19 protein-coding genes are annotated in these 21,856 nt (G+C 69.8%); 15 read left to right on the top strand and 4 right to left on the bottom strand.

Annotation, left to right across the window (positions count from 1 at the left end; translation table 11 throughout):
- Window positions 1–13: 13 nt before the first annotated feature.
- The 3 genes from ACQ860_RS22640 to ACQ860_RS22630 are packed head-to-tail and all read left to right on the top strand — an operon-like array spanning window position 14 to window position 2,774.
- A complete protein-coding gene (locus ACQ860_RS22640; protein WP_431305558.1) occupies window positions 14–841 on the top strand; it encodes an ABC transporter permease in 828 nt (275 codons plus the stop codon).
- Complete coding sequence (locus tag ACQ860_RS22635; protein ID WP_431305557.1) at window positions 838–1,815, top strand: ABC transporter ATP-binding protein; 978 nt, start codon at window positions 838–840, stop codon at window positions 1,813–1,815. Before ACQ860_RS22640 ends, ACQ860_RS22635 begins: the two co-directional genes overlap by 4 nt.
- Window positions 1,812–2,774 carry an ABC transporter ATP-binding protein gene (locus tag ACQ860_RS22630; protein WP_431305556.1) on the top strand — a complete coding sequence of 321 codons (963 nt, stop codon included), beginning with the start codon at window positions 1,812–1,814 and terminating at the stop codon, window positions 2,772–2,774. Before ACQ860_RS22635 ends, ACQ860_RS22630 begins: the two co-directional genes overlap by 4 nt.
- Window position 2,775: 1 nt before the next feature.
- Here the strand turns inward: ACQ860_RS22630 and ACQ860_RS22625 are convergent, their stop codons facing one another.
- The gene (locus tag ACQ860_RS22625; protein WP_431305555.1) at window positions 2,776–4,323 is read right to left on the bottom strand and encodes an ABC transporter substrate-binding protein; all 1,548 of its coding nucleotides are present in this window, start codon (window positions 4,321–4,323) and stop codon (window positions 2,776–2,778) included.
- A 237-nt stretch (window positions 4,324–4,560) separates the two neighbouring features.
- Between ACQ860_RS22625 and ACQ860_RS22620 the strand changes: the two genes are divergently transcribed.
- Window positions 4,561–5,286, top strand: a complete 726-nt coding sequence (locus ACQ860_RS22620) for an enoyl-CoA hydratase/isomerase family protein (RefSeq protein ID WP_431305554.1) — start codon at window positions 4,561–4,563, stop codon at window positions 5,284–5,286.
- Window positions 5,283–6,542: a Zn-dependent hydrolase gene (locus tag ACQ860_RS22615; protein ID WP_431305553.1), complete on the top strand. Its 1,260-nt coding sequence runs from the start codon at window positions 5,283–5,285 to the stop codon at window positions 6,540–6,542. Before ACQ860_RS22620 ends, ACQ860_RS22615 begins: the two co-directional genes overlap by 4 nt.
- A gap of 3 nt (window positions 6,543–6,545) precedes the next feature.
- Here ACQ860_RS22615 and ACQ860_RS22610 read toward each other — a convergent pair whose 3' ends face one another.
- The 3 genes from ACQ860_RS22610 to ACQ860_RS22600 are packed head-to-tail and all read right to left on the bottom strand — an operon-like array spanning window position 6,546 to window position 10,689.
- Complete coding sequence (locus tag ACQ860_RS22610; protein WP_431305552.1) at window positions 6,546–7,655, bottom strand: enolase C-terminal domain-like protein; 1,110 nt, start codon at window positions 7,653–7,655, stop codon at window positions 6,546–6,548.
- Entirely contained in the window at window positions 7,652–9,991 is a 2,340-nt protein-coding gene (locus ACQ860_RS22605) for a CoA transferase (RefSeq protein ID WP_431305551.1), read from the bottom strand. The genes ACQ860_RS22610 and ACQ860_RS22605 overlap by 4 nt, the downstream gene beginning before the upstream one ends.
- 38 nt (window positions 9,992–10,029) lie before the next feature.
- A complete protein-coding gene (locus ACQ860_RS22600; protein WP_431305550.1) occupies window positions 10,030–10,689 on the bottom strand; it encodes a GntR family transcriptional regulator in 660 nt (219 codons plus the stop codon).
- Window positions 10,690–10,784: 95 nt separating this feature from the next.
- Between ACQ860_RS22600 and ACQ860_RS22595 the strand changes: the two genes are divergently transcribed.
- From ACQ860_RS22595 to ACQ860_RS22550, 10 genes are all read left to right on the top strand, one after another.
- Window positions 10,785–11,012, top strand: coding sequence for a biotin/lipoyl-binding carrier protein (locus ACQ860_RS22595; protein ID WP_431305549.1), 228 nt, complete (start codon window positions 10,785–10,787; stop codon window positions 11,010–11,012).
- Window positions 11,009–12,385 (top strand): acetyl-CoA carboxylase biotin carboxylase subunit, encoded by a 1,377-nt coding sequence (locus ACQ860_RS22590; RefSeq protein WP_431305548.1) that lies wholly within the window; start codon window positions 11,009–11,011, stop codon window positions 12,383–12,385. Before ACQ860_RS22595 ends, ACQ860_RS22590 begins: the two co-directional genes overlap by 4 nt.
- Window position 12,386: 1 nt before the next feature.
- Window positions 12,387–13,946 (top strand): acyl-CoA carboxylase subunit beta, encoded by a 1,560-nt coding sequence (locus tag ACQ860_RS22585; protein ID WP_431305547.1) that lies wholly within the window; start codon window positions 12,387–12,389, stop codon window positions 13,944–13,946.
- Window positions 13,943–14,899 (top strand): Bug family tripartite tricarboxylate transporter substrate binding protein, encoded by a 957-nt coding sequence (locus ACQ860_RS22580; protein ID WP_431305546.1) that lies wholly within the window; start codon window positions 13,943–13,945, stop codon window positions 14,897–14,899. Before ACQ860_RS22585 ends, ACQ860_RS22580 begins: the two co-directional genes overlap by 4 nt.
- Window positions 14,900–14,912: 13 nt before the next feature.
- Window positions 14,913–15,878, top strand: coding sequence for a Bug family tripartite tricarboxylate transporter substrate binding protein (locus tag ACQ860_RS22575; protein WP_431305545.1), 966 nt, complete (start codon window positions 14,913–14,915; stop codon window positions 15,876–15,878).
- Window positions 15,879–16,179: 301 nt separating this feature from the next.
- A complete protein-coding gene (gene hisD, locus ACQ860_RS22570; RefSeq protein ID WP_431305544.1) occupies window positions 16,180–17,463 on the top strand; it encodes a histidinol dehydrogenase in 1,284 nt (427 codons plus the stop codon).
- Between the two features lie 102 nt (window positions 17,464–17,565).
- Window positions 17,566–18,921: an ABC transporter substrate-binding protein gene (locus tag ACQ860_RS22565; protein ID WP_431305543.1), complete on the top strand. Its 1,356-nt coding sequence runs from the start codon at window positions 17,566–17,568 to the stop codon at window positions 18,919–18,921.
- A 3-nt stretch (window positions 18,922–18,924) separates the two neighbouring features.
- Complete coding sequence (locus ACQ860_RS22560; protein WP_431305542.1) at window positions 18,925–19,851, top strand: carbohydrate ABC transporter permease; 927 nt, start codon at window positions 18,925–18,927, stop codon at window positions 19,849–19,851.
- The gene (locus tag ACQ860_RS22555) at window positions 19,848–20,735 is read left to right on the top strand and encodes a carbohydrate ABC transporter permease (protein WP_431305541.1); all 888 of its coding nucleotides are present in this window, start codon (window positions 19,848–19,850) and stop codon (window positions 20,733–20,735) included. Before ACQ860_RS22560 ends, ACQ860_RS22555 begins: the two co-directional genes overlap by 4 nt.
- A gap of 5 nt (window positions 20,736–20,740) precedes the next feature.
- Window positions 20,741–21,826: an ABC transporter ATP-binding protein gene (locus ACQ860_RS22550; protein WP_431305540.1), complete on the top strand. Its 1,086-nt coding sequence runs from the start codon at window positions 20,741–20,743 to the stop codon at window positions 21,824–21,826.
- The last annotated feature ends 30 nt before the right edge of the window (window positions 21,827–21,856 follow it).

Genomic DNA, 21,856 nt, shown 5'->3' with positions numbered 1-21,856 from the left:
CTCTTCGCGCCGCATGCTCCGGAATGCGGGCTTCCTGGTGGGTGCGGCGATCGTGGGCCTCGTCCTGCTCGTGGCGATCGTGGCCCCCTGGATCGCGCCCTATGATCCCTTCGCGATCGACCTCAACCGCCGCCTCGTGCCGCCCATGTGGATGGAGGGCGGCACGCCCGCCAACCTGCTGGGCACCGACCAGCTGGGGCGGGACTATCTCTCGCGGCTCATCTATGGCGCGCGGATCTCGATGATCATCGGCATCGCGACCGTCATCACCTCGGGCATCATCGGCACGGTCATCGGCGTGCTGGGCGGCTTCTATGGCGGGCGCGTGGATGACGTCGTGATGTTCCTCATCACCGCGCGCCTCTCCATTCCCGTCGTGCTGGTGGCGCTGGCCGTGGCCGGGCTCATGGGCAGCAGCTTCATCCTCGTCATCCTCGTGCTCGGGCTGCTGCTGTGGGACCGCTTCGCCGTCGTCGCGCGCTCGACCACCATGCAGATTCGCACGCTCGATTATGTCAGCGCCGCCTGGTGCTCCGGCTGCTCGCAGGCGAGCGTCCTGCTGCGGGAGGTGCTGCCCAACATCGCGACCCACCTCGCCGTCGTCGCCACGCTCGAGATGGCGCTCGCCATCCTGCTGGAGGCCGCCCTCTCCTTCCTCGGCCTCGGCGTGCCCGCCCCCCTGCCCTCCTGGGGCCTGATGATCGCGGAGGCCAAGGAGTACATGTTCTTCACCCCCTGGGTCATCCTGGTGCCGGGTGTCGCGCTCTTCGTGCTGGTGCTCGGCGTGAACCTGCTGGGCGACGCGCTGCGGGACATGCTGGGCACGGATCTCTCGCGATGAGCGCGCTGCTCGAAGCGCGCGGCCTGCGCGTCACCTTCGGGACCACGGCCGCCGTCCGCGGTACGGCGCTGACGGTCGAGAAGGGCGAGACCCATTGCCTCGTCGGCGAGAGCGGCTGCGGCAAATCCGTCACGGCGCTCGCCATCATGGGGCTTCTCGCCAAGGGCGGGCGGCGCGAGGCGGATGTGCTCTCCTTCGCCGGGCAGGACATTCGCAACCTGGATGAGCGCGAAATGTCCCGCCTGCGCGGCGACCGGATGGCGATGATCTTCCAGGAGCCGATGACCAGCCTGAACCCGGCCTATACGGTCGGTTCGCAGATGACCGAGGTGCTGCGCCGCCACCGCAAGGCCACGCGTGCACAAGCCGTGGACCGCGCGGCCGAGCTGCTCGGCCGGGTCGGCATCACGGCGCCGGGCCTGCGCCTCGGCCAGTATCCGCACCAGCTCTCGGGCGGCTTGCGGCAGCGCGTGATGATCGCGATGGCGCTGATGTGCGAGCCCGAGCTGCTCATCGCCGACGAGCCGACCACCGCGCTCGACGTCACGGTCCAGGCGCAAATCCTGCGGCTGCTGGCGGGCCTCCAGAAGGATCTCGGCCTCGGCATCCTGCTCATCACGCATGATCTGGGCATCGTGGCCCGCATCGCCGACCGTGTCTCCGTCATGTATGCGGGTGAGGTGGTGGAGAGCGCGCCGACCGCGGCCCTCTTCGCCGCCCCGCAGCACCCCTATACGCGCGGCCTGCTGACCTGCGTGCCGGTGCCCGGCAAGGTGCGGCGCGACGAGCCGCTGGGCAGCATCCCCGGCGTGGTGCCGCGCATCCCGCCGGGCTTCACAGGCTGCGCCTTCCGTGACCGCTGCGGCGAGGCGCATGAAGCCTGCGCCGGCCTCATCCCACGCCAGCAGGCGGCCCCGGGGCATGAGGTGCTGTGCACCCTCCCCCCCGGCTGGACCGCGAGGCGGGCGGCATGAGCACGCCGGCCATCGAGGTGCGCGGCCTGCGCCGCGTCTTCAACGTGCGCCAGGGCCTCTTCGCGCCGCCGCGCCAGGTGATGGCGGTGGATGACGTCTCCTTCGCGGTGCCGGCCGGCAGCGTGCTCGGCGTGGTGGGCGAGAGCGGCTGCGGCAAGTCCACGCTGGCGCGCCTCATTCTCGGGTTGCTGCCGCCAAGCGCGGGCGATGTGCTCGTGGACGGCAAGCGCCTGGCCGAGATGGACCGCCGCGCCCGCGCCCGCCTGATCCAGCCGGTCTTCCAGGACCCCTTCTCCTCGCTCAACCCGCGGCGCCGCGTGGGTGACATCGTCGCCATGCCGCTGGTCGCGCAGGGCGATGTGGAGAAGCGTGAGGTCCAGCGCCGCGTCGCCGAGGCGCTGGAGCGCGTCGGCCTCTCGGCCGAGCAGGGCATGCGCTATCCGGCGCAGTTGTCGGGTGGCCAGCGGCAGCGTGTCGCCATCGCCCGCGCCCTTGTGCTGCGCCCGCGCATCGTCGTCTGCGACGAGCCGACCAGCGCGCTCGATGTCAGCGTGCAGGCGCAGATCCTGAACCTGCTGGCCGAGTTGCGGAAGGATCTTGGCCTCACCTACCTCTTCATCAGCCACAACCTCGCCGTGGTCGAACACGTCGCGAGCGAGGTGGCGGTCATGTATCTGGGCCGCATCGTCGAGCGGAACGAGAGCGAGGCGCTGTTCCGCGCGCCGCAGCACCCCTACACCCGCGCGCTGCTGGCCAGCGTGCTGACGCCCGAGCCGGGGCTGGGCGTGCCGGATGTGGGCCTGGGCGACGTCATGCCCGACCCGGCGAACATCCCCTCAGGCTGCCGCTTCCACCCGCGTTGCCCGCAAGCCTTCGCGCGTTGCTCGCTGGAAGCACCGAGGACGACGATCACGGCCACCGGCCTCGTCGAGTGTCACCTCGCCGAGGCCGCGCCCTGAGCTATTTCCACTTGGCCAGGTAGAAGCGCGGCAGCTCGTCCGGGAAGGCCTTGAAGTCGAGCTGGCGCGAGAAGGCGTAGGTGTTCACATAGGTATGCAGGGGCAGGAAATAGGCCTGCTCCGTCACGCGGCGGATCGCCGCCGAATAGGCGCGCTTGCGGACATTCTCATCGGCGGAGGAACCGCCCTCCGCCAGCAGGCGCTGTACCTCGGCATAGCGGGCATAATCCTCGTTCCCGCCGCCGAACCATTGCGGCATGAAGGCCGAGACGTCGTTGATGGAGTAGCTGCCCCAGCTGCCCATCGCCAGCGCCAGTTCGCCCCGCTGCGAGCGCTGGATCTGCGCCGCCACCTGCAGCAGGTTCAGCCGCGCGCGGATGCCCACCGCATTGAGGTAGCTCTGAACCGCCTCCGACCACTGGCGCGGCTGCACATAGCTCGTCAGCTCGATGTCGAAGCCGTTGGGGAAGCCCGCCTCGGCCAGCAGCTGGCGCGCCTTGGCAGGGTTGTAGTCGTACTCGACCGCGGCGGCCCCATCGCAGCCGAATTGCGAGGGGTAGCAGGGCGCGGGCGGCACGCGGGAGCCGCCGGTGACCAGGCGCTCGGCCATCGCCTTGCGGTCGATCGCGTGACAGACGGCCTGGCGCACCTTCAAATTCGTCATCGGGGTCTGCCCGCTGCGTCCCGCCGCATCGAGCGTGAGGTAGCCCACGCGCATGGATTCCTGCTGCAGCGTCTGCAGCATGGGCAGGCGGTTCACATTCGCGATCTGGTCCGGGTTCATGTTCCAGATCCAGTCCACGCGCTGCGAGAGCAGCTCCGTCAGTTCCGTCGCGGCGTCCGTCACGAACCGCGCGACGATGCGGCGGATCGCGGGCCGCCCCTTGGGGCCGCCCTGGTAGTAGCCGTCGAAACGCTCGTATTCGACGATGCTGGCGCTGTCCACGCGGGTGATCCGATAGGGGCCGGTGCCGATCGGCGCGCGCGAATAGCCATCCGCACCCACACGCTCGCGATAGGCCTTGGGCCAGATCGGCGTGACGAGCGCGAAGTATTCGAGCGCCGCCGGCGTCGGCACCTTCATGTGCAGCCGCACCGAGAGGTTGCCGGTCTTCTCGACGCGATCGATCCAGGAATAGTTGCTGGGCGTGGAGACACGCGAGTCCGGGCTCGCCACGGTGTTGATCGTGTAGACCACGTCATCGGCCGTGAAGTCGCTGCCGTCGTGGAACTTCACGCCCGGGCGGAGCGTGAAGTCGATGGTCCTGGTGTCGATCCAGCGCCATTCGGTGGCCAGCGCCGGCACGATGCGGAAGGTTTCCGGATCACGGTGCACCAGGCCATCCCAGGCCTGGTGGCCCAGGATCAGCCCCGTCCGCTGGCTGTTGAAATAGGGGTCAATGTTCGGCACGGCGTCGCGAAAGACGACACGCAGCGTATCGGAGGCGCGCTGCGCCTCGGCCTGCCTCGTGCCCAGGGCCAAGCCGCCCGTGGTGGCGATGCCCAGGCCCAATGCGCGTCGCCCGATGTTCCCGCTCTTGATCGTCATGCTCGCTCTCCCTCTTCCCGGAAGAAGGCTAAGGGCGTGGCCATCCCCTCGGCAAGCGCGGTCTCGGCATGCTGCGCGGTTTGCTGCTGCAGCACTGACGCCCACCGTTGCCCGGGCCGCCTTGCATGCGCGCCCTGGCGTGGCTCGCTCGCGCCGAAGGATGGCAAGAGGCTGTAAAGGCCGCGTATCGACGCCAGCACCCGAATCCGGCACCGTTCTCTCCGATAACACGCGGGGATGACCGTGCAGACTGAGAACCTCGTCCTCACCGAGGCGGATGGACCCGCCACCACGCTCTGGCTCAACCGCGCCGAGCGGGGCAATGCGCTGGGCGCCGCCCTGGTCGAGGCGCTGGACGCCGCGATCGACACGGCGCTGGCGGCTGGTGCGCGCGTGCTGATCCTGCGCGGCAAGGGACGGCATTTCTGCACCGGCCTTGATCTCGGTGACCTGGACGCCTGCACGGATGGCGACCTGGCGCTGCGCATCCTCCGCATCGAGATCCTGCTCCAGAAGATCCACGCCCTGCCGGTGACGACGGTGGCGATCGCGCAGGGGCGGGTCTTCGGCGCGGGGGCGGATCTCTTCGCGGCCTGCGACCACCGGCTTGCCGCGGCCGGCGCCAGCTTTGCGTTCCCTGGCCCCGCCTTCGGCCTGATCCTCGGCACCGGCCGCCTGGCGGGGTTGGTCGGCGGCGGCGCGGCGCGGCGCCTGCTGCTCGCGGGGGAATCGGTGGATGCGGAAGCCGCGCTGGCGCTTGGCCTCGCCACCACCATAGGCGAAGACGCCGCCGCCGCGACCGCCGCCGCCACGCGGCTCGACGCACAAACCGTGGCCGCGCTGCACGCGCGGACCCGCCACCCCGATGATGCCGGCGATCTTGCAGCGCTGGCGCGCTCGGTCGCGCGGCCGGGCCTCAAGCAGCGCATCCAGGACTACCGGGCGAGGATGACGAAGGCATGACCCTCGCCGATGCCGTCGCGCTCCAGACCCCGATCGTGCAGCGCCTGCTGGACGGTGTCGCCACCATCGGCGCCGATCCGCCCGGCATCACCCGCGATGCCTATGGCCGGGGTGAGAACCAGGCCCAGGCCCTGATCGCCGAGGCCGGGGCGGCGCTCGGCCTCACCGCCAGCACCGATGCAGGCGCCAACCTCACGCTGCGCTGGGCCGCACCCGAGCCGGAGGCCACGCCGGTGCTGATCGGCTCGCACCTCGACAGCATCGTGCAGGGCGGCAATTTCGACGGTGCCGCGGGCGTCATCGCGGGCATCGGCGCCATCGCCGCCCTCAAGGCAGCCGGCATCCAACCGAAGCGCGACATCGAGGTGCTGGCGCTGCGCTGCGAGGAGGCGGTGTGGTTCGGCCTCGGCCTCATCGGCAGTCGCTGCATGCTGGCGCGCCTTCCGCCGGGCGCGCTGGACCTGCCGCATGCCCGAACCGGCCGCACGCTCGGCCAGAGCATCGCCGATTGCGGCGGCGACCCCGAACGCTTGCGCGAAGCAACCCCCTTGCGCGATCCGGGCGCGATCGGCGCCTATCTCGAGATCCATATCGAGCAGGCGCCGCAACTGATCGAGGCCGCAGCGCCGCTCGCCATCTGCCTCGCCAATCCCGGCAATCTGCGCCACCCCTTCATCCGCATCACGGGCGAGGACGCGCATACCGGCCTGCCGCACCGTTTTCGCCGGGACGCGGCGTTGGCCGGCGCCGACCTCTCGCTCGCGCTGGAGCGGCTTTGGCTGGAGGAGGAAGCCGAGGGCCGCCCCATGGCCGTCACCATCGGCCGATTCCATACGCCCGCCGCGCGCCACAGCCTGACCGCCGTCTCAGGTGAATTCGAGCTGAGCCTGGACCTGCGCGCCTACAGCGCCGCGCATCTGGCGGCGCTGGAATCGCGACTGCACGCCATCACGGCCGAGGTCGCAGCGCGTCGCCGCGTCACCATCGCGCTGGGCGAGCGCAGCGCGGCCGCGCCCGGCCCGATGGACCCGGCGCTGATCGAGGCTCTGTGGAATGCCGCGCGACGCTGCGGCATTACCGCCCCGCGCCTGAACAGCCCGGGCAGCCATGACGCGAACAACTTCGCCGCTTCCGGCGTGCCGACGGGCATGCTGCTCGTCCGCAACCGGAATGGCAGCCACAACCCCCATGAGGCGATGGACACGCCGGACCTGATGGCGGCCATCCGCGTCCTCGCGGAATGGCTGGCCACCTGACGGTCAGACGAGTGTGGCGATCTTCATCCGCTCGATCAGCGCGAAGTCAATCTCGGCACCCAGGCCGGGCTTTTCGGGCGGGCGCACCATGCCGTCCGTGCCGATCTCGATCTCCTCCAGCAGCCCGTATTTCTGAGCGGCCTCGGGCAGGAGCACCTCGAAGAACTCGGTGTTGGGGATGCTGACCGCGATGTGCAGGTTCGCGAGGTTGTTGAGCGAATTCCCGCCGTGGTGGATCTCGTAGTTCATGCGGAAGGCCTGGGCGAGATGCGCCGTCTTCATCACGGTGGTGATGCCGCCCTTCACCGCCACGTCGCCGCGCAGGTAGTCCGTCGCGTGGTTCATGATCCAGGTGGCGTAGCCGTCCAGGCCGCCCATCGGATACTCCGTCGCCATGATCGGGATCCGCAGCGTCTGGCGCAGCTTCACGTAGTTGTAGACGTCCTGGTCGGCCAGCGGGTCCTCGTACCAGTAGAAACCCAGCTCCTCGATCGCGCGGCCGACGCGCAGCGCCGTCGGGAAGTCGTAGCCCCAGGTGCTGTCGAGCATGATGCGGTAGTCGTCGCCGACAGCGCGGCGCACCGCCTCGCAGGCCGCGATGTCATCACGCAGGCGCTGCGGCGGATGGATCTTGTAGGCGGCCCAGCCTGCATCGCGGAAACGGACCGCCTCCTCCGCATAGGCCGCGGCGGATGGCAGCACGGCGGAGCTGGCATAGGCCGGGATCGCGTCGCGCGACTTGCCGAGCAGCTTGTAGAGCGGCACGCCCAGCGCCTTGCCGGCGATGTCCCACAGCGCGATGTCCATCGCGCCGATCGCCCGTGGCGAGGTCTGACGCACACGGGACCACAGCCGCTGATTGAGCTTTTCGCGGTCGAAGGGATCGAGGCCCATGACCATCGGCTTCAGGCTGCGGATCAGGGCCGCGGCCTCCGTATCAGCGCCATTCGTCGCGCTGCCCAGGAAGGCGTGGCCCGTGACGCCAGCATCCGTCCGGATGGCGAGCAGGCCGAGGATGCTCTCGCCGCTGCCCTGCGCCGCATGCGCGCCATAGCTGATGTTCGGAATGCCGGTCCAGCGGAACAGCGTGAGCGTGACGTCGGTGATCTTCATGCGCTGATCCTCTCCTGCGCGGGCTTGCTGCGCGGCTTGCGCTCGGCCGCGGGGATGGCCTCGGTGCCGATGATGCCATCGGCCTCCAGCGCCGCGAGGCGTGCCGCGTCCAGCCTCAGAAGCCCACCGAGAATGGCGGCGTTGTCCTGGCCGAGCGTGGGCGCCGCGCGCGTGATGGGCAAGGGCGCGCCGCCGAGCGGGCGGAACGGCGCCGAGGGCAGCTTGTGCCGGCCAAGGAAGGGGCGCTCCGCCGCCTGCCAGAAGCCGCGCGCCGCGAGGTGCGGATCGCTCCGCAGCCCCGTGGGCCAGCGCACCACGCCCGCGGCGATGCCCTGCCCCTGCAAGGCCAGCATCGCCGCATCGGCGTCCTGGCCGCGCGTCCATCCGGCGATGATCGCCTCCAGCTCGTCCTCACGCGCGCGGCGCGCATCCAGGGCTAATGCGGCGAGATCGGCACGGCCCATCAGCCCGCAGAGCCTTGCCCAGGCCGCGTCATCCGTGACGGCAATGGCGAGCCAGCCCTCCGCCGCGCAGGGGAAGGCGCCATGCGGCGCCAGCATCGGGTGGCGGTTGCCGCGCCGTGGACCAGGGTCGCCGAGCGCCGACTGCGCGATCATCCAGGGCGCGACGAGCGGGAACATGCACTCCACCTGCGCCAGGTCGATATGCTGCCCCTCCCCCGTGGCCTTGCGGTGCAGAAGCGCGGTGAGCAGCGCGGCGGCGGCGTTGAGGCCGCCCACCGGGTCGCCATAGGCGAGCTGGTTGGTCATCGGCGCCGCATGGGCGGGGCCGGCCACGGTGGGCAGGCCCGATGCGTGCTCCAGCGTCGAGCCATAGGCGCGCGCGTCGCGCCAGGGCCCCTCAGCCCCGAAGGCGGGCATCGAGAGCATCACAAGGTCGGGCCGCGAACGGCTGAGCACCGTGTAGTCGAGGCCGAGCTTGGGCAGGACTTCGCGCGCGTAGTTCTCGACCACGGCATCGCTCGCGGCCACCAGGCGTTGCAGCAGCGCCGCTCCCTCCGGCCGGCTGAGGTCGAGCGTGATGCCGCGCTTGTTCCTGTTCTGGAAGGCGAAGCGCACATCCTGCTCGTAGCGGCGCTCCGTGAAGAAGGCAGGGCGCGGGTCCACGCCGCGCCACCAGTCGGGATACTGGATCGCCTCGACCTTGATGATCTCCGCACCCAGGTCGCCCAGGCTGCGCGTGCAATAGGGCCCGGCCCAGCCCATCGAGAGATCCACCACGCGCAGGCCCTTCAGCGGCAGGGCCTCGGTCGCGGCGCCGTCTTGCAGCGCCGGGGCCGCGCTGGGCAGGGCGGCCGGCGCGGCGGCATGCCGCGGCGGCGTGCGCGTCAGGCGCTGCGGCAGCGTCGGCCCCTCGAAGCTTCCGTCGCCGAGACGCACGCGCTGAAAGGCATGGCGCGCGCGATGGGTCGGCGTGGCCAGCAACGTCGCCATTTCCGGCACGACGGCAAAGGGCAGGCGGCGTGCCAGCGCCTCCTCGAACCAGCTCTCGGCGGTGCGTTCCAGCAGCTTCGCCGAGAAGATCGCGTCCAGCCGGTCGGCCTGGCGCATGCGGTCGAAGCCGACGATCAGGTCGGGGTCCTGGCCGAGCTCGGGCAGCCCCACCATCTCGCAATAACTGCGCCACTGCGCGGGTGTGACGATGGTGACGCCGAGCCAGCCTTCGCGGCAGCGATAGACGCCCATCGGGCAGGTCGGCGCGAAGCGGTTGATGCCCAGGCGCTGCTCTACTTCGGGGTTCGTCACCGCCTGCGCCGCCTGGTATTCGGCGATGGAGATGTTCGCCTCATGGATGCTGGCCTCCAGGCGCCGCCCGCCGCCGCCCCAGAGCGAAGCGGCGGTGGCGATGAAGGCTGCGATGCCGCCCAGCACCTCGCCAGCGATGCCGCCCAGCATGGCGGGCGGGCCTTCCACCGGGCCGGTGCAGGCAAAGACGCCGGCCAGTGCGCGGCAGGTCACGTCGGTCGCGGCGAAGCCGGCATAGGGGCCGCTCGCGCCGAACCAGGAAATGCGCGTGGCGATGAGGTGGGGCGGCAGCGCCTCATCCGCCAGCGCTGTCGCCCGCCCGTCCAGCAGCACGTGGCAGCCGGGCGCGAGCGCCGTCACGCTGCCGCCCGTGACATGCTTGTTGGTATTCAGCCAGGCCTGCAGGGCCGAACGCCCCTCGACCAGCGGCCAGGCCGCATGCAGGGGATCATCCGCCGCGTCGAGCTTGAGCACTTCCGCGCCGAAATCGGCAAAGAGCTTTCCGGCATAGGCCAGTGCCGCGCCACCGCCCACTTCGAGCACGCGAATCCCGCTGAGGGCTTCTGCCACGCGCTTCCTCCTGTTTTTTTGATCATAGATCGTGGTGGCTACGGGCCGTCAAGCCGCGGCGCCGCCGCGTTGATCGCCGGCAGGCGCCGCAGCAGCGCATCCGCATAGACCGCGATGTCGCGCTGGATCGCGAGCCGCGCCAGCGAGCCGTCGCCGCGGCGCAGCGCGCGGATCACCTCGTGATGCGGGTGCTCCTCCGGCTGGTGCAGGAAGCGAACCTGCATCAGCCCCGCATTCAGCGGGCCGCATTGCAGCCACAGCCCTTCGATGATGCGCGCCAGCACCGGCATGCCCGCCAGCCCGCAGAGCGCCATGTGGAAGCGCTCATTCGCCTGCATCATCGCTTCCATGCGGCCCTCCATCCGCGCCTCGGTCATCTCCGCGTGGATGGCCGCCAGCGCCTCGACATCGGGCGGGGTTGCTCTCTCCGCGGCGCGGCTGGCGGCCTTGCCCTCCAGGTCGATGCGAAGCTCCACCACCTCGCGGAAGCGCGCATCCGAGAGGATCGGCACCCGGACCGAGCGGCGGTCGATCTGCTCCAGCGCGCCCTCGCTCACCAGGCGCGCCAGCGCGGCGCGGACCGGCATCGCGCTCACGCCCATCTCCTCGGCCAGCACGCGCAGCTTCAGCTTCTCGCCCGGGCGGAAGCGGCTCCGCATCAGGGCAAGGCGCAGGCGCTGGTGCACCTGGGCCGTCATGCTTTCATCGGGAGAGTTGACAGGCGCGCGCATTCGTCCTCGAATTTGATCACAAACAGGCGCAACCTTCAATCGCGCCGCGAGGAAACGCTTGCATGGCCGAGAACATCGTCACCATCCGGGCCGAGATCGGCGCCTCGGTCTGGAAGATCGCGGCACCCGCCGGCACCGCGCTCGCCGAGGATGATGCGATCATCATCCTGGAGTCCATGAAGATGGAGATTCCCGTGATGGCGCCGCATGCCGGCACCGTGGTGGAGATCCTCGTCGAGGAAGGGCAGCAGGTGGAGGAAGGCCAGGCCGTCGCCACCTTCCGCGCGTGACGATCCTCATCGCGAACCGCGGCGAGATCGCCGCGCGCATCGCGCGCAGCTGCGCACGCCTCGGCATCCCCAGCGTCGCGGTCTATTCCGACGCGGATGCGAATGCGCTGCATGTCGCCGCCGCCGACAGCGCCCAGCGCATCGGCCCGCCCCACCCGCGCGAGAGCTACCTCTGCATCCCCGCGATCATTGCCGCGGCCGAGCGCAGCGGGGCGCGCTACGTGCATCCGGGCTACGGCTTCCTCTCCGAGAACGCGGACTTCGCTGAGGCCTGCGCGGAGGCAGGCCTCACCTTCATCGGCCCCTCCCCCGCCGCCATACGCGCCATGGGCGGCAAGGCCGAGGCGCGGCTCCTCGCCGAGGCGGCAGGCGTGCCCTGCCTGCCCGGCGACCCGGGGCATGACCAGTCCGAGGAGGCGCTGCTGGCCGCCGCCACGCACATCGGCTTCCCGGTGATGGTGAAGGCCATTGGCGGCGGTGGCGGGCGCGGCATGCGGCGCGTGCCCGATGCGGGGGCCTTCGGCGCGGCGCTCGCCGCCGCCCGGCGCGAGGCCGCCATCTTCGGCGATGACCGCGTGCTCATCGAGAAGCTCGTGGAATCCGCCCGCCACATCGAGGTGCAGATCCTGGCCGACGGCCACGGCAACGTCCTGCACCTGCACGAGCGCGACTGCACGCTGCAGCGCCGCCATCAGAAGCTGGTCGAGGAATGCCCCGCGCCGGGCATGGACGCGGAGCTGCGCGCCAAGCTCGGCCGCCGCGCCTGCGCGCTGGCCCGCGCCGTCGGCTATGTCGGCGCGGGCACCGTCGAGTTCATCGCGGAGGCGCCGCTCAGCGCCGACCGCATCTGGTTCATGGAGATGAACACGCGCCTCCAGGTGGAGCATCCCGTCACCGAGATGGTGACCGGCCTCGACCTCGTGGAATGGCAGATCCGCATCGCGCGCGGCGAGGCGCTGCCCTTCGCGCAATCCGACATCCGCCTCGACGGGCACGCGGTCGAGGCACGGCTCTGCGCCGAGGATCCGGCGCGGCAATTCCTCCCCTCGCCCGGCCATCTCACCGCGCTCAGCCTGCCCGCCGAGGAGCGCGGCCTGCGCGTGGATGCCGGCGTACGGGCGGGCGACATCGTGACGCCCTACTATGATTCCATGCTGGCCAAGATCATCGCCCATGCGCCCACGCGCGCGCTGGCCCTGCAGCGCCTGGCCGATGCGCTGGACGCGTGCCGGACGGAAGGCGTGCGCCTCAATGCGAGCTTCCTCGCCGCCGCGCTCCGCAGCGAGGAGATGCGCGAAGCCCGCATGAATACGGGCTTTCTGGAATCCGCGCGAAAGCGCCTCGTCGAATCCGCCTTGAAGGAACCCGCCTGAGATGACCTGGCAACCCGAACTCGACGAACTGCGCGAGCGCGAAGCGCATGCGAAGATGCTGGGCGGCGCCGACAAGATCGCGCGGCAGCATGCGGGCGGGCGCCTGACCGTGCGCGAGCGCATCGATGGCCTGGCCGACCCTGGCAGCTTCCACGAGATCGGCGCCATCGCCGGCAAGGCCGAGTACGACGCGGCGGGCAAGCTGACCAATCTCACGCCTTCCAACTGCGTGATGGGCCGGGCGCGGATTGACGGCCGCCCCGTGGTGCTCGTGGGCGACGACTTCACCGTGCGCGGCGGCTCGGCGGATGCGACCATCCGCGAGAAGCCCATCATGGCCGAGCGCATGGCCCATGAATTCCGCCTGCCGCTGATCCGCATCATCGAGGGCTCGGGCGGCGGCGGCTCCGTCAAGACGATCGAGACGACGGGCCGCGCGAACCTGCCCGGAGGCGTCGGCGGTGGCGCGCTGTATCACTACACAGGCGCCAATCTCAGCATGGTGCCGGTGGTGGGACTGGGCCTCGGCTCCGTCGCGGGATTGGGCGCGGCCCGGCTTGCCGCCACCCATTACTCCATCATGACCAAGACCACCTCGGCGATGTTCGTGGCCGGTCCGCCCGTGGTGAAGCGCCTGGGCGAGGACCTGACGAAGCAGGAACTCGGCGGCTGGGAGATCCAGACCAAGGCCGGCGCCGTGGATCACGCGGTGGACACGGAGGAGGAGGCCTTCGCCTGCGCGCGACGCTTCCTCTCCTACCTGCCGTCGTCGGTCTACGGCACGCCGCCCGTCACGCCGTGCGATGACGATCCGAACCGCCGCGATGAGAAGCTGTTCAAGGCCATCCCGCGCGACCGGCGGCGCGTCTACCAGATGCGCCCGATCATCGAGACCATCGTGGATAAGGGCAGCTTCTTCGAGATGGGCCGCATGTTCGGCCGCAGCATCATCACCGGCCTCGCGCGCTTCAACGGCATGCCGGTGGCGCTGATGGCGAGCGATCCGTTCTTCTATGGCGGCTCCTGGACGGCGGATGCCTGCGCCAAGGTGATCCGCTTCGTCGATCTCGCCGAGACCTTCCACCTGCCCGTCGTCTACCTGCAGGACTGCCCGGGCTTCATGGTGGGGCTGGAGGCCGAGAGAGCCGCGACCATCCGGCTCGGCGTGCGCGCCATGGCGGCGGTGAACCAGACGACAGTGCCCTGGTGCACCATGATCATCCGCAATGCCTTCGGCGTGGCCGGCGTGGTCCACCAGCCGGCCGGGCGCTTCTCGCTGCGCTACGCCTGGCTTTCCGCGCGCTGGGGATCGCTGCCGCTCGAAGGCGGAATCGAAGCCGGCTACGCGGCGGACCTCGCGGCGGCGGAGGATCGCGACGCGAAGCTGGCCGAAATCGAGGACCGGTTGAACCAGCTTCGCAGCCCCTTCCGCACCGCCGAGACCTTCTGGGTGGAGGAGATCATCGACCCGCGTGATACGCGCCGGCTGTTGTGCGATTTCGCGCAGCTCGCACAGCCGCTGCTGACACCCGCCCCCTCTGCGCTGAGGATGCGGCCATGAGAAGACTGGTTCTTGCCCTTGCCCTCTCGTTGGCACTTCCGGCGGCGGCGCAGACCTTCCCGGACCGGCCGCCCCGCATCCTGGGCGGCTTCGCGGCCGGCGGCACGAGCGACATCGTGAACCGCATCCTCGCCGAGAGCGCCTCGACCACGCTGGGCATGCGCCCGGTGGTGGAGGTGAAGACCGGCGCCAACGGCTTCATCGCCGCCGCGGAGGCGGTGCGCAGCCCCGCCGATGGCCATACCATCGTGCAATGCTCGACCGGGCTGCTGACCATCACGCCGGAATTGCCCGGCGCGAACATGGCGATCGACCCGGGCCGCGACCTCATCCCCATCGCCAACTTCGCGCATTCCACGCAGATCATGGTGGTTGCGGCGAACTCACCCTACCGGAGCGTGGCCGATTTCCTGGCCGCCGCCCGCGCGCGCCCCGGCACGCTGACCTATGCGAGTGCCGGCATCGGCGCCGTCTCGCACCTCTCCGGTGCGCGGCTGGAGCGGATGGCGGGCGTGCAGCTCGTGCATGTGCCCTATCGGGGTGCGGCGCTCGGTGTGCTCGACGTGATGGCCGGGCGCGCGGACACCATCATCACCAACCTCGGCGACGCCGCCGCGCAGATCCGCGCGGGCGAGATGCGCCTGCTCGCCTTCGCGGACGGCATCGGCTCCCCCGCCTATCCCGGCGTGCCGCAGATCAGCGAGGTGGTGCCCGGCTATGCCGTCAGCGGCTGGTTCGGCTTCTGCGCGCCCCGTGGCACGCCCGAGGCCGTGGTGGGCCGCTGGGCGGAGGCCATCCGCATCGCCACGCAGGACCCGGCGACACAGCGCCGCCTCTCCGAGAGCGGCCTGGTGCCGCGCTACGAGGCGCCCGCCGCCTTCAGCGCCACCATCGCCGCGGACCGGGCGATCTGGCGCGACGTGATCCGCGGCGCCGGCATCCGCGTCGAATAGGGAGGAACGCATCATGGCTCACCGCATCATCCTGGCCGCGCTCCTCGCGCTGGCCCCTGCACTCGCATCCGCCCCCGCCTTTGGGCAGGAACGCCCGCCGCGCATCCTCGCCGGCTTCGCGCCCGGCGGCACCGGGGACCTCGTGGCACGGCTCATCGCCGAGGGGATCGGCAACGTCACCGGCACGCGGGTGATCGTGGAGAACCGCACCGGCGCCAACGGCCTGATCGCGGCCGAGGTCGTGGCGCGCGGACCAGCCGATGGCTCGACGCTGCTGCAGTGCCCGATGGGCAGCATGACCATCAGCCCCGAGCTGCCGGGCGCGGTGCTGCCGATCGACCCACGCACGGAGCTCATCGGTGTGGCGAATATCGCGCTCTCCAGCTACGGCGCGGTGACCAGCGCGCGCGGACCCTACCGCAGCATGGCCGAGGTGATCGCCGCTGCCCGGGCGCGCCCCGGCAGCATCACCTATGCCAGCGCCGGCGTCGGCTCCGCGCAGCACCTGACAGGCGCGCGCCTGGCCGCCATGGCGGGGCTCGACCTGGTGCACGTGCCTTATCGTGGCGCGGCGCCCGCCTCGCTCGACGTCATCGCCGGACGGACGGACCTGCTGATCACCAATCTCGGCGATGTGGTGCGCCAGATCCAGGGCGGCGAGTTGCGGTTGCTGGCCTTGGCCGACGCGCAGGGCGTGCCCGAATTCGCGAGCGCACCACGCCTCGCCGACACGGTGCCGGGGCTGGAGGTGGCAGGCTGGTTCGGCCTTTGCGGCCCGCGTGGCATGCCGCCCGAGAGCATCCGCCGCTGGGCGGAGGCGACCGAGCGGGCCCTGCAGGATCCGACGCTGCGTCAGCGCCTTCTCGACAACGGCCTGACGCCGACCTTCGAGGGGCCCGACGCCTTCGCCGCCCGCATGGAGCGCGACCGCCAAGCCTGGGGCGAGACGATCCGGCGCGCGAATATCCGGGCTGACTAGCGGCATGGCCCGCCGCATGCGACGCCGCGCCCGGCCTGCTCTCGTTCATGAACAGGGCAGGTCGGCGTCGCCCTGCTTCGGTGGACATCCCGAGGCTTGCGCCGGAGGTCTTGGCGGGGCCGAAATGCAACGGGGAGAAACGGCTGGCGTTGGCCCGAGCGTGGCGGACGCCAGAGGAGCTTTCGCGCGAGGTCGAGCCGAGGACGCAGCCGGATCATGAGACGGCGCTGATTGACACGCCTGCTGGCCGAGACCTACCCTCGTGCGCCAACGTCAATAAAACAAAGGCAGGAACGCTGACTTGGCCAGACATCACCTGAAACAGGCAAAGCCCGTCCAGCCCGCAGACCGTCGCGCTCTTGAGGATCGTGTCCGTGCGATCCTGGATGACATCGCGACGGGTGGCGACGACGCCGTTCGGCGCTACGCCCGCGAGTTCGATCGCTGGACCGCCCCTGATTTCCGCGTCACGCCCGATCAGATCCGCCGCGTGGAACGCGCCCTGCCGGAAACCTTCAAGGAGGATTTCGCCTGGTGCCACGCCCGCGTGACCGACTTCGCCAAGGCGCAGCGCGATTCCATCGGCGAATTCGAGACGGAGGTGGAACCCGGCATCGTCCTCGGCCAGAAGCTCATCCCCGTGGCGCGGGCGGGCTGCTACATCCCCGGCGGCAAGTACCCCCTGATCTCGGCCGCCATCATGTCGGTCGCCACGGCCAAGGTGGCGGGCGTGGGCCATGTGATCGGCGCCGCACCACCGCGCGACGCGGAGGGCATCTACCCGCAGACGCTCTATGCGCTGCATGCCTCGGGCGCGGATGAGATCTACTGCATCGGCGGCGTGCAGGCGCTGGCCTCCATGGCCTATGGCCGCGTGGGCATGACGCCGCGTGACATCATCACCGGCCCCGGCAACGCCTTCGTCGCGGAGGCCAAGCGGCAATTGTTCGGCACGGTCGGCATCGACCTGCTGGCCGGCCCGACCGAGATCATGGTGATCGCGGATGACACCGCCGACCCCGCGCTGGTCGCCACCGACCTGCTGGGCCAGGCCGAGCACGGGCCGGACAGCCCCGCCTGGCTCGTCACCACCTCGCGCGTCTTCGGCGAGAAGGTGCTGGCAGAGATCGCGCTGCAGCTTGAGACGCTGCCCACCGCCGCCGTCGCCGGCAAGGCGTGGGAGGTGTTCGGCGAGGTCATCGTGGTCGACAGCCACGAGGAAGCCGCGGCCGTCAGCGACGAATACGCGCCCGAACACCTGGAGGTGCAGACCGCGCGCGACGACTGGTATCTCCAGCGCCTCACCAACTACGGCAGCCTCTTCCTGGGCGAGCAATCCACCGTGGCCTATGGCGACAAGGGCGTGGGCACGAACCACACGCTGCCGACGGGCCGGGCCGGCCGCTACACGGGCGGGCTCTGGGTCGGCAAGTTCATCAAGACCGTGACCTGGCAGCGCCTCACCGACGAAGCCTCGCGCCGCATCGCACCCATCATGGGCCGCATCTGCCACGAGGAGGGAATGTTGGCCCATGAGAAGACGGCCGATGTCCGCTTCGCGCGCTACGCGCCCAAGAACGCGTAGCGACACGGGCGTTCCGCTCGCCCGACGGCTTCCGGCGGAAACTGGTTCCGACAACGACGCAGCAGGCCCGACAGAGGTCCGCGCAATGGGAGAGACGGTCCAATGAACACTTCCCGCAGACATCTCATGCAGGGCGTGGGCGGCGTGGCGCTGGCCAGCGGCCTCGCGGCGCCCGCACTGGCGCAGGGCGGCGTGCGCGTCGCGCGCGTCTGGGGCGAACCCGGCCCCTATGGCGGCGTCTTCGTCCAGGGCATGAATGAATGGGCGCAGCGCAACAATGCCAACATCCGCTTCGAGGTGGAGCAGATCCCCTGGGACGGCGTCACGGTGAAGCTGACGACGGACCTCGCCGCCCGCCGCCCACCCGCGCTGATCAGCGTGGAAAGCCCCATCGCCTATCAGCTCGCCGCCGAGGAATTGCTGGAGCCGGTGGAGGATGTGAACCGCGCCATCCGCGCGCAGGAGCGCCTGGTGGACGGCTTCACGCTGGAGCAGTTCGGCGCCTGGAAGGGCGTGCAATACGCCGTGCCCGTCCACCATCAGCCCTGCCTGCTCGTCGTGCAGAAGGACGTGATCGACGAGCTGGGCCTGGGTGACCCCGGCGCCTGGAACTGGGACCAGTTCGCCAATGCCGCGCGCACCATCGCCGAGCGCAAGCCCGGCATGTCCGGCTACACCATGGCGCTCGGGCGCAACCTCTGCGCCGACTACCACATCACCCAGTTCATCTGGCAGGCCGGCGGCCTGACCTGGGACACCCGGGACAACTTCAGGACGGTGTTCGACAGCCCCGCCACCGTCGAAGCCTTCGAGATGATCCGGCGCCTGCAGCCCGCGATGCCGCGTTCGGCGGTCGAATTCAGCTTCCTGCAGGTGGTGGACCAGCATGTCGCCGGCCGCACGGCCATGTCGGCCTATTGGGGCCGCACCATGGGCCGCGCGGCGGAGGAGACGCCCGCGCTGTTCAACAACATGGAATACTACCTGAACCCGGCGCATCCGCGCACCGGCGGGCGCTGGTCCTGGACGGACATCAACGGCTGGATCATCCCGCGCCGCGACAACCCCTTCATCCGCGAGACGAAGGAGGCCGTGGCCTATGTCTCCAACAGCGTGGACTGGATGGTGCGCTACAGCCAGAGCCTGATGCCCAATGTCGGGCCCGTGTTCAAGGATGTGGCGAGCGCGCCGGCCATGCTGGCGCATCCCTTCTACCAGTCGAAGCGGCGCTCGCTGGATGTCATCTTCAAGGACAGCGTGCCGCATGCCTGCAACACCGGCCTCGAGCAGAAGCGTGGCGTGAACCCGCTCGCGGGCGTCGCGCATGGCCGCAGCGTCTGGGCGCAGGCGGTGCAGCGCATGCTCCTGAACAACGAGGCGCCCAAGGCCGCGGTCGAATGGGGCCAGCGCCAGTTCGAGGGCATCCGGCGCGACAACGCCCGCATGCTCGCGCGCTGACGCATGGCAGGAGCCCGGCCCGCGGCGCCCGAAAGGCGCCGCTTCACCCTCTCCGACCGCCAGGTCGGGATCCTGTTCATGCTGCCCTTCATCGTCACGGCCGCGCTCTTCATGGTGTGGCCGGTGGTCGAGGCGGTGCGGATGGCCTTCTACGCCTACAACCCGCTCCGCCCCGACGACATCTACTGGGTGGGCCTCGAGAACTTCGAACGCATCTTCGACGACCCGCTGTTCTGGGACAGCTTCCGCCAGGCTCTGATCTGGACCGGATGGTCCATCCTGTTCCAGACCGTGCTGGGCGTGGCCCTCGCGCTGCTGCTGAACCTGACGCTGCCGGGCATGGCCATCTATCGCGGCCTGCTGCTGTTTCCCTACATCGTGCCCACGGTGGTCATCGCGCTCAACTGGCGCTGGATCTTCAATTCCGAGATCGGCATCGTGAACCACGCCCTGCTGAGCATGGGCCTCATCTCGGAGAACATCGCCTGGCTCTCCACGCCGGACATGGCGATGCTCTCGGCCATCCTGTTGAATGTCTGGAAGTACACGCCCTTCGTCGTCATCTGCGTCCTGGCGCGGCTGCAGACCATCCCGACGGAACTCTACGACGCGGCCAAGGTGGATGGCGCGGGCGCCTGGCGGCGCTTCATGGACATCACGCTGCCCATGCTGAAGGAAGTACTGGTGGTGGTGATCGTCTTCCGCACGATCTGGACCTTCAACAAGTTCGAGGAAATCTACCTGCTGACGCGCGGCGGGCCCGGCACTTCCACCTTCAACCTCGCCGTCTACGCCTTCGAGGAGGGCATGGCCAATCTGCGCCTGGGCGTCGCCGCTGCCACGGGGGTGGTCATGATCGGCCTGCTGCTGGTGGGCACCATCCTCTATGTGCGCGTCTCGGGCTTCGGGCGCGAGGAGAAGACCGCATGACCCCGCGCGACGTGACCCTGCGCCTCTTCCTCTACGCGGCGCTGACGGCGGTGACCTTCCTGGTGTGCTTCCCGCTCATCTGGGCCTTCTTCACCAGCATGAAGCCCAAGGAGGAAATCTTCCTCTGGCCGCCCACGCTCTGGCCCAGCACCTGGACCTTGGAGAACTACCGCGCCCTGCTCGTGGGCCGCGACGCCTATTTCCAGGCGGGCGGCGGCAGCGGCGGCACGCCTCCGCCCTCGGCCTTCTTTCTCGACTGGTTCTGGAACAGCGTGATCGTGACGCTCTGCACCACGCTGATCACGACCATCGTCTCCACGCTCGCGGCCTATTCGCTGACGCGCTTCAGCTTCCCCGGCCAGCGCGCCGTGCCCTACCTCGCGCTGGTGGGCTACATGGTGCCCTCCATCATCTTCGTCTTCCCCATGTTCCTCGTGATGGTGGATCTGCGCCTGACCGACACGCTGCTCTCCCTCATCCTCGGCTATGTCTGCATCACCCTGCCCTTCTCCATGTGGCTGATGTGGGCCTTCTTCCGCGGCGTCCCGGTCGAGATCGAGGAGGCCGCGCTGGTGGACGGCGCCTCGCGCCTGCGCGTCTTCTGGGAGATCGTGCTGCCCACCGCCTGGCCGGGCATCGTGGCGGCGGCCATCTTCACGCTCATCGTCTCCTGGAACGACTACCTCTTCGGCCGCGTCTTCATGAACAGCATGGAGAAGATGCCGCTTACGGTCGGCGTCATGCATTTCTTCGACGGCACGCATGTGGACTGGGGGCTGATGATGGCCTCCTCCGTCCTCATGACGGTGCCGATGGCGATCCTGTTCATGGCGTTCCAGCGGCACCTCGTCGCCGGCTTCGGCGCCGGCGCTGTGAAGGGCTGAGATCCATGGATGTCCGCATCGAAGGCCTCTCCAAATCCTTCGGCACCAACCAGGTGCTGAAGTCGCTCGACATGACCTTCCCCGAGCGCCAGTTCGTCACGCTGCTGGGCCCTTCGGGCTGCGGCAAGACCACCCTGTTGCGGATGATCGCGGGGCTGGAGCGCGCGACGGCGGGGCAGATCTTCTTCGGCGGCCGGCGCGTGGACCACCTCTCGCCGGCCGACCGCAACATCGCCATGGTGTTCCAGTCCTACGCGCTCTACCCCACCATGGATGTGGCGGCGAACATCGGCTACGGCCTGAAGGTGCGCGGCACGCCGAAGGCCGAGCGCGCTGAGAAGGTGGGCGTCGTCGCCCGCGTGCTGGAGATCGCGCAGCTGCTCACGCGCAAGCCGCGCGCGCTCTCGGGCGGGCAGCGGCAGCGGGTCGCGCTCGGTCGCGCCATGGTGCGCCGGCCCGACATCTTCCTGATGGACGAGCCGCTCTCCAACCTCGACGCCAAGCTGCGCGCCACCATGCGCGGCGAGCTGAAACGCTTCCACCTCGACCTTGAGACCACCTCCATCTACGTCACGCATGACCAGTTGGAGGCGATGACCATGTCGGACCTCGTCGCCGTCATGAACCAGGGCGTGGTGCAGCAGTTCGGCACCCCTGAGGAGGTGTATGACCGCCCGGCCAATCTCTTCGTCGCCGGCTTCATCGGGAGCCCGCCCATGAACTTCGCAGAGGTGGAGCTGGACGCTGAGGATGGGGCGCCCGTGCTGCGCCTGGCCGGTCGCGCCCTGCCCGCCCCGCGGCAATTCGACCTCACCCGCGCGCCGCGCAGCCTCATCCTCGGTGTCCGGCCGCAGGATGTGACGATGGCCCCACTCGATGATCCGCGCGCGGTGCCCGGGAAGGTCTGGATCACCGAACTCATCGGCTCCGAGCGCCTGATCGAGGTGGAGATCGCCCCCCGGCTGCGCATCACCGCCGAGGTCCGCAGCGACATCCGCGCGGCGCTCAACGCGCCCGCCGCCCTCGCCTTCGATCCGGCGAGGCTGCACCTCTTCGATCCCGCTACGGGCCTGGCCTTGCCGCGCCTTTAGAGCATGATGCGTTGAGGCGGAATCGCCGAA

The organism is Sediminicoccus sp. BL-A-41-H5, assembly GCF_050632405.1.
Classification (GTDB): domain Bacteria; phylum Pseudomonadota; class Alphaproteobacteria; order Acetobacterales; family Acetobacteraceae; genus Roseococcus.
Note: the sequence above shows the minus strand (reverse complement) of the source record. Positions and strands in the feature narration are given on the sequence as shown.

Coding starts and splice junctions, on each gene's coding strand:
- ACQ860_RS22610 (WP_431305552.1), bottom strand. CDS start 7,655: ATGAAGATCACCGACGTCACGCTCACGCTGTTCCGCTGGACCGGCATT.
- ACQ860_RS22595 (WP_431305549.1), top strand. CDS start 10,785: ATGGCCGAGAACATCGTCACCATCCGGGCCGAGATCGGCGCCTCGGTC.
- ACQ860_RS22640 (WP_431305558.1), top strand. CDS start 14: ATGCTCCGGAATGCGGGCTTCCTGGTGGGTGCGGCGATCGTGGGCCTC.
- ACQ860_RS22635 (WP_431305557.1), top strand. CDS start 838: ATGAGCGCGCTGCTCGAAGCGCGCGGCCTGCGCGTCACCTTCGGGACC.
- ACQ860_RS22620 (WP_431305554.1), top strand. CDS start 4,561: ATGACCGTGCAGACTGAGAACCTCGTCCTCACCGAGGCGGATGGACCC.
- ACQ860_RS22615 (WP_431305553.1), top strand. CDS start 5,283: ATGACCCTCGCCGATGCCGTCGCGCTCCAGACCCCGATCGTGCAGCGC.
- ACQ860_RS22555 (WP_431305541.1), top strand. CDS start 19,848: ATGACCCCGCGCGACGTGACCCTGCGCCTCTTCCTCTACGCGGCGCTG.
- ACQ860_RS22565 (WP_431305543.1), top strand. CDS start 17,566: ATGAACACTTCCCGCAGACATCTCATGCAGGGCGTGGGCGGCGTGGCG.
- ACQ860_RS22625 (WP_431305555.1), bottom strand. CDS start 4,323: ATGACGATCAAGAGCGGGAACATCGGGCGACGCGCATTGGGCCTGGGC.
- ACQ860_RS22585 (WP_431305547.1), top strand. CDS start 12,387: ATGACCTGGCAACCCGAACTCGACGAACTGCGCGAGCGCGAAGCGCAT.
- ACQ860_RS22600 (WP_431305550.1), bottom strand. CDS start 10,689: ATGACGGCCCAGGTGCACCAGCGCCTGCGCCTTGCCCTGATGCGGAGC.
- ACQ860_RS22580 (WP_431305546.1), top strand. CDS start 13,943: ATGAGAAGACTGGTTCTTGCCCTTGCCCTCTCGTTGGCACTTCCGGCG.
- ACQ860_RS22630 (WP_431305556.1), top strand. CDS start 1,812: ATGAGCACGCCGGCCATCGAGGTGCGCGGCCTGCGCCGCGTCTTCAAC.
- ACQ860_RS22575 (WP_431305545.1), top strand. CDS start 14,913: ATGGCTCACCGCATCATCCTGGCCGCGCTCCTCGCGCTGGCCCCTGCA.
- ACQ860_RS22560 (WP_431305542.1), top strand. CDS start 18,925: ATGGCAGGAGCCCGGCCCGCGGCGCCCGAAAGGCGCCGCTTCACCCTC.
- ACQ860_RS22550 (WP_431305540.1), top strand. CDS start 20,741: ATGGATGTCCGCATCGAAGGCCTCTCCAAATCCTTCGGCACCAACCAG.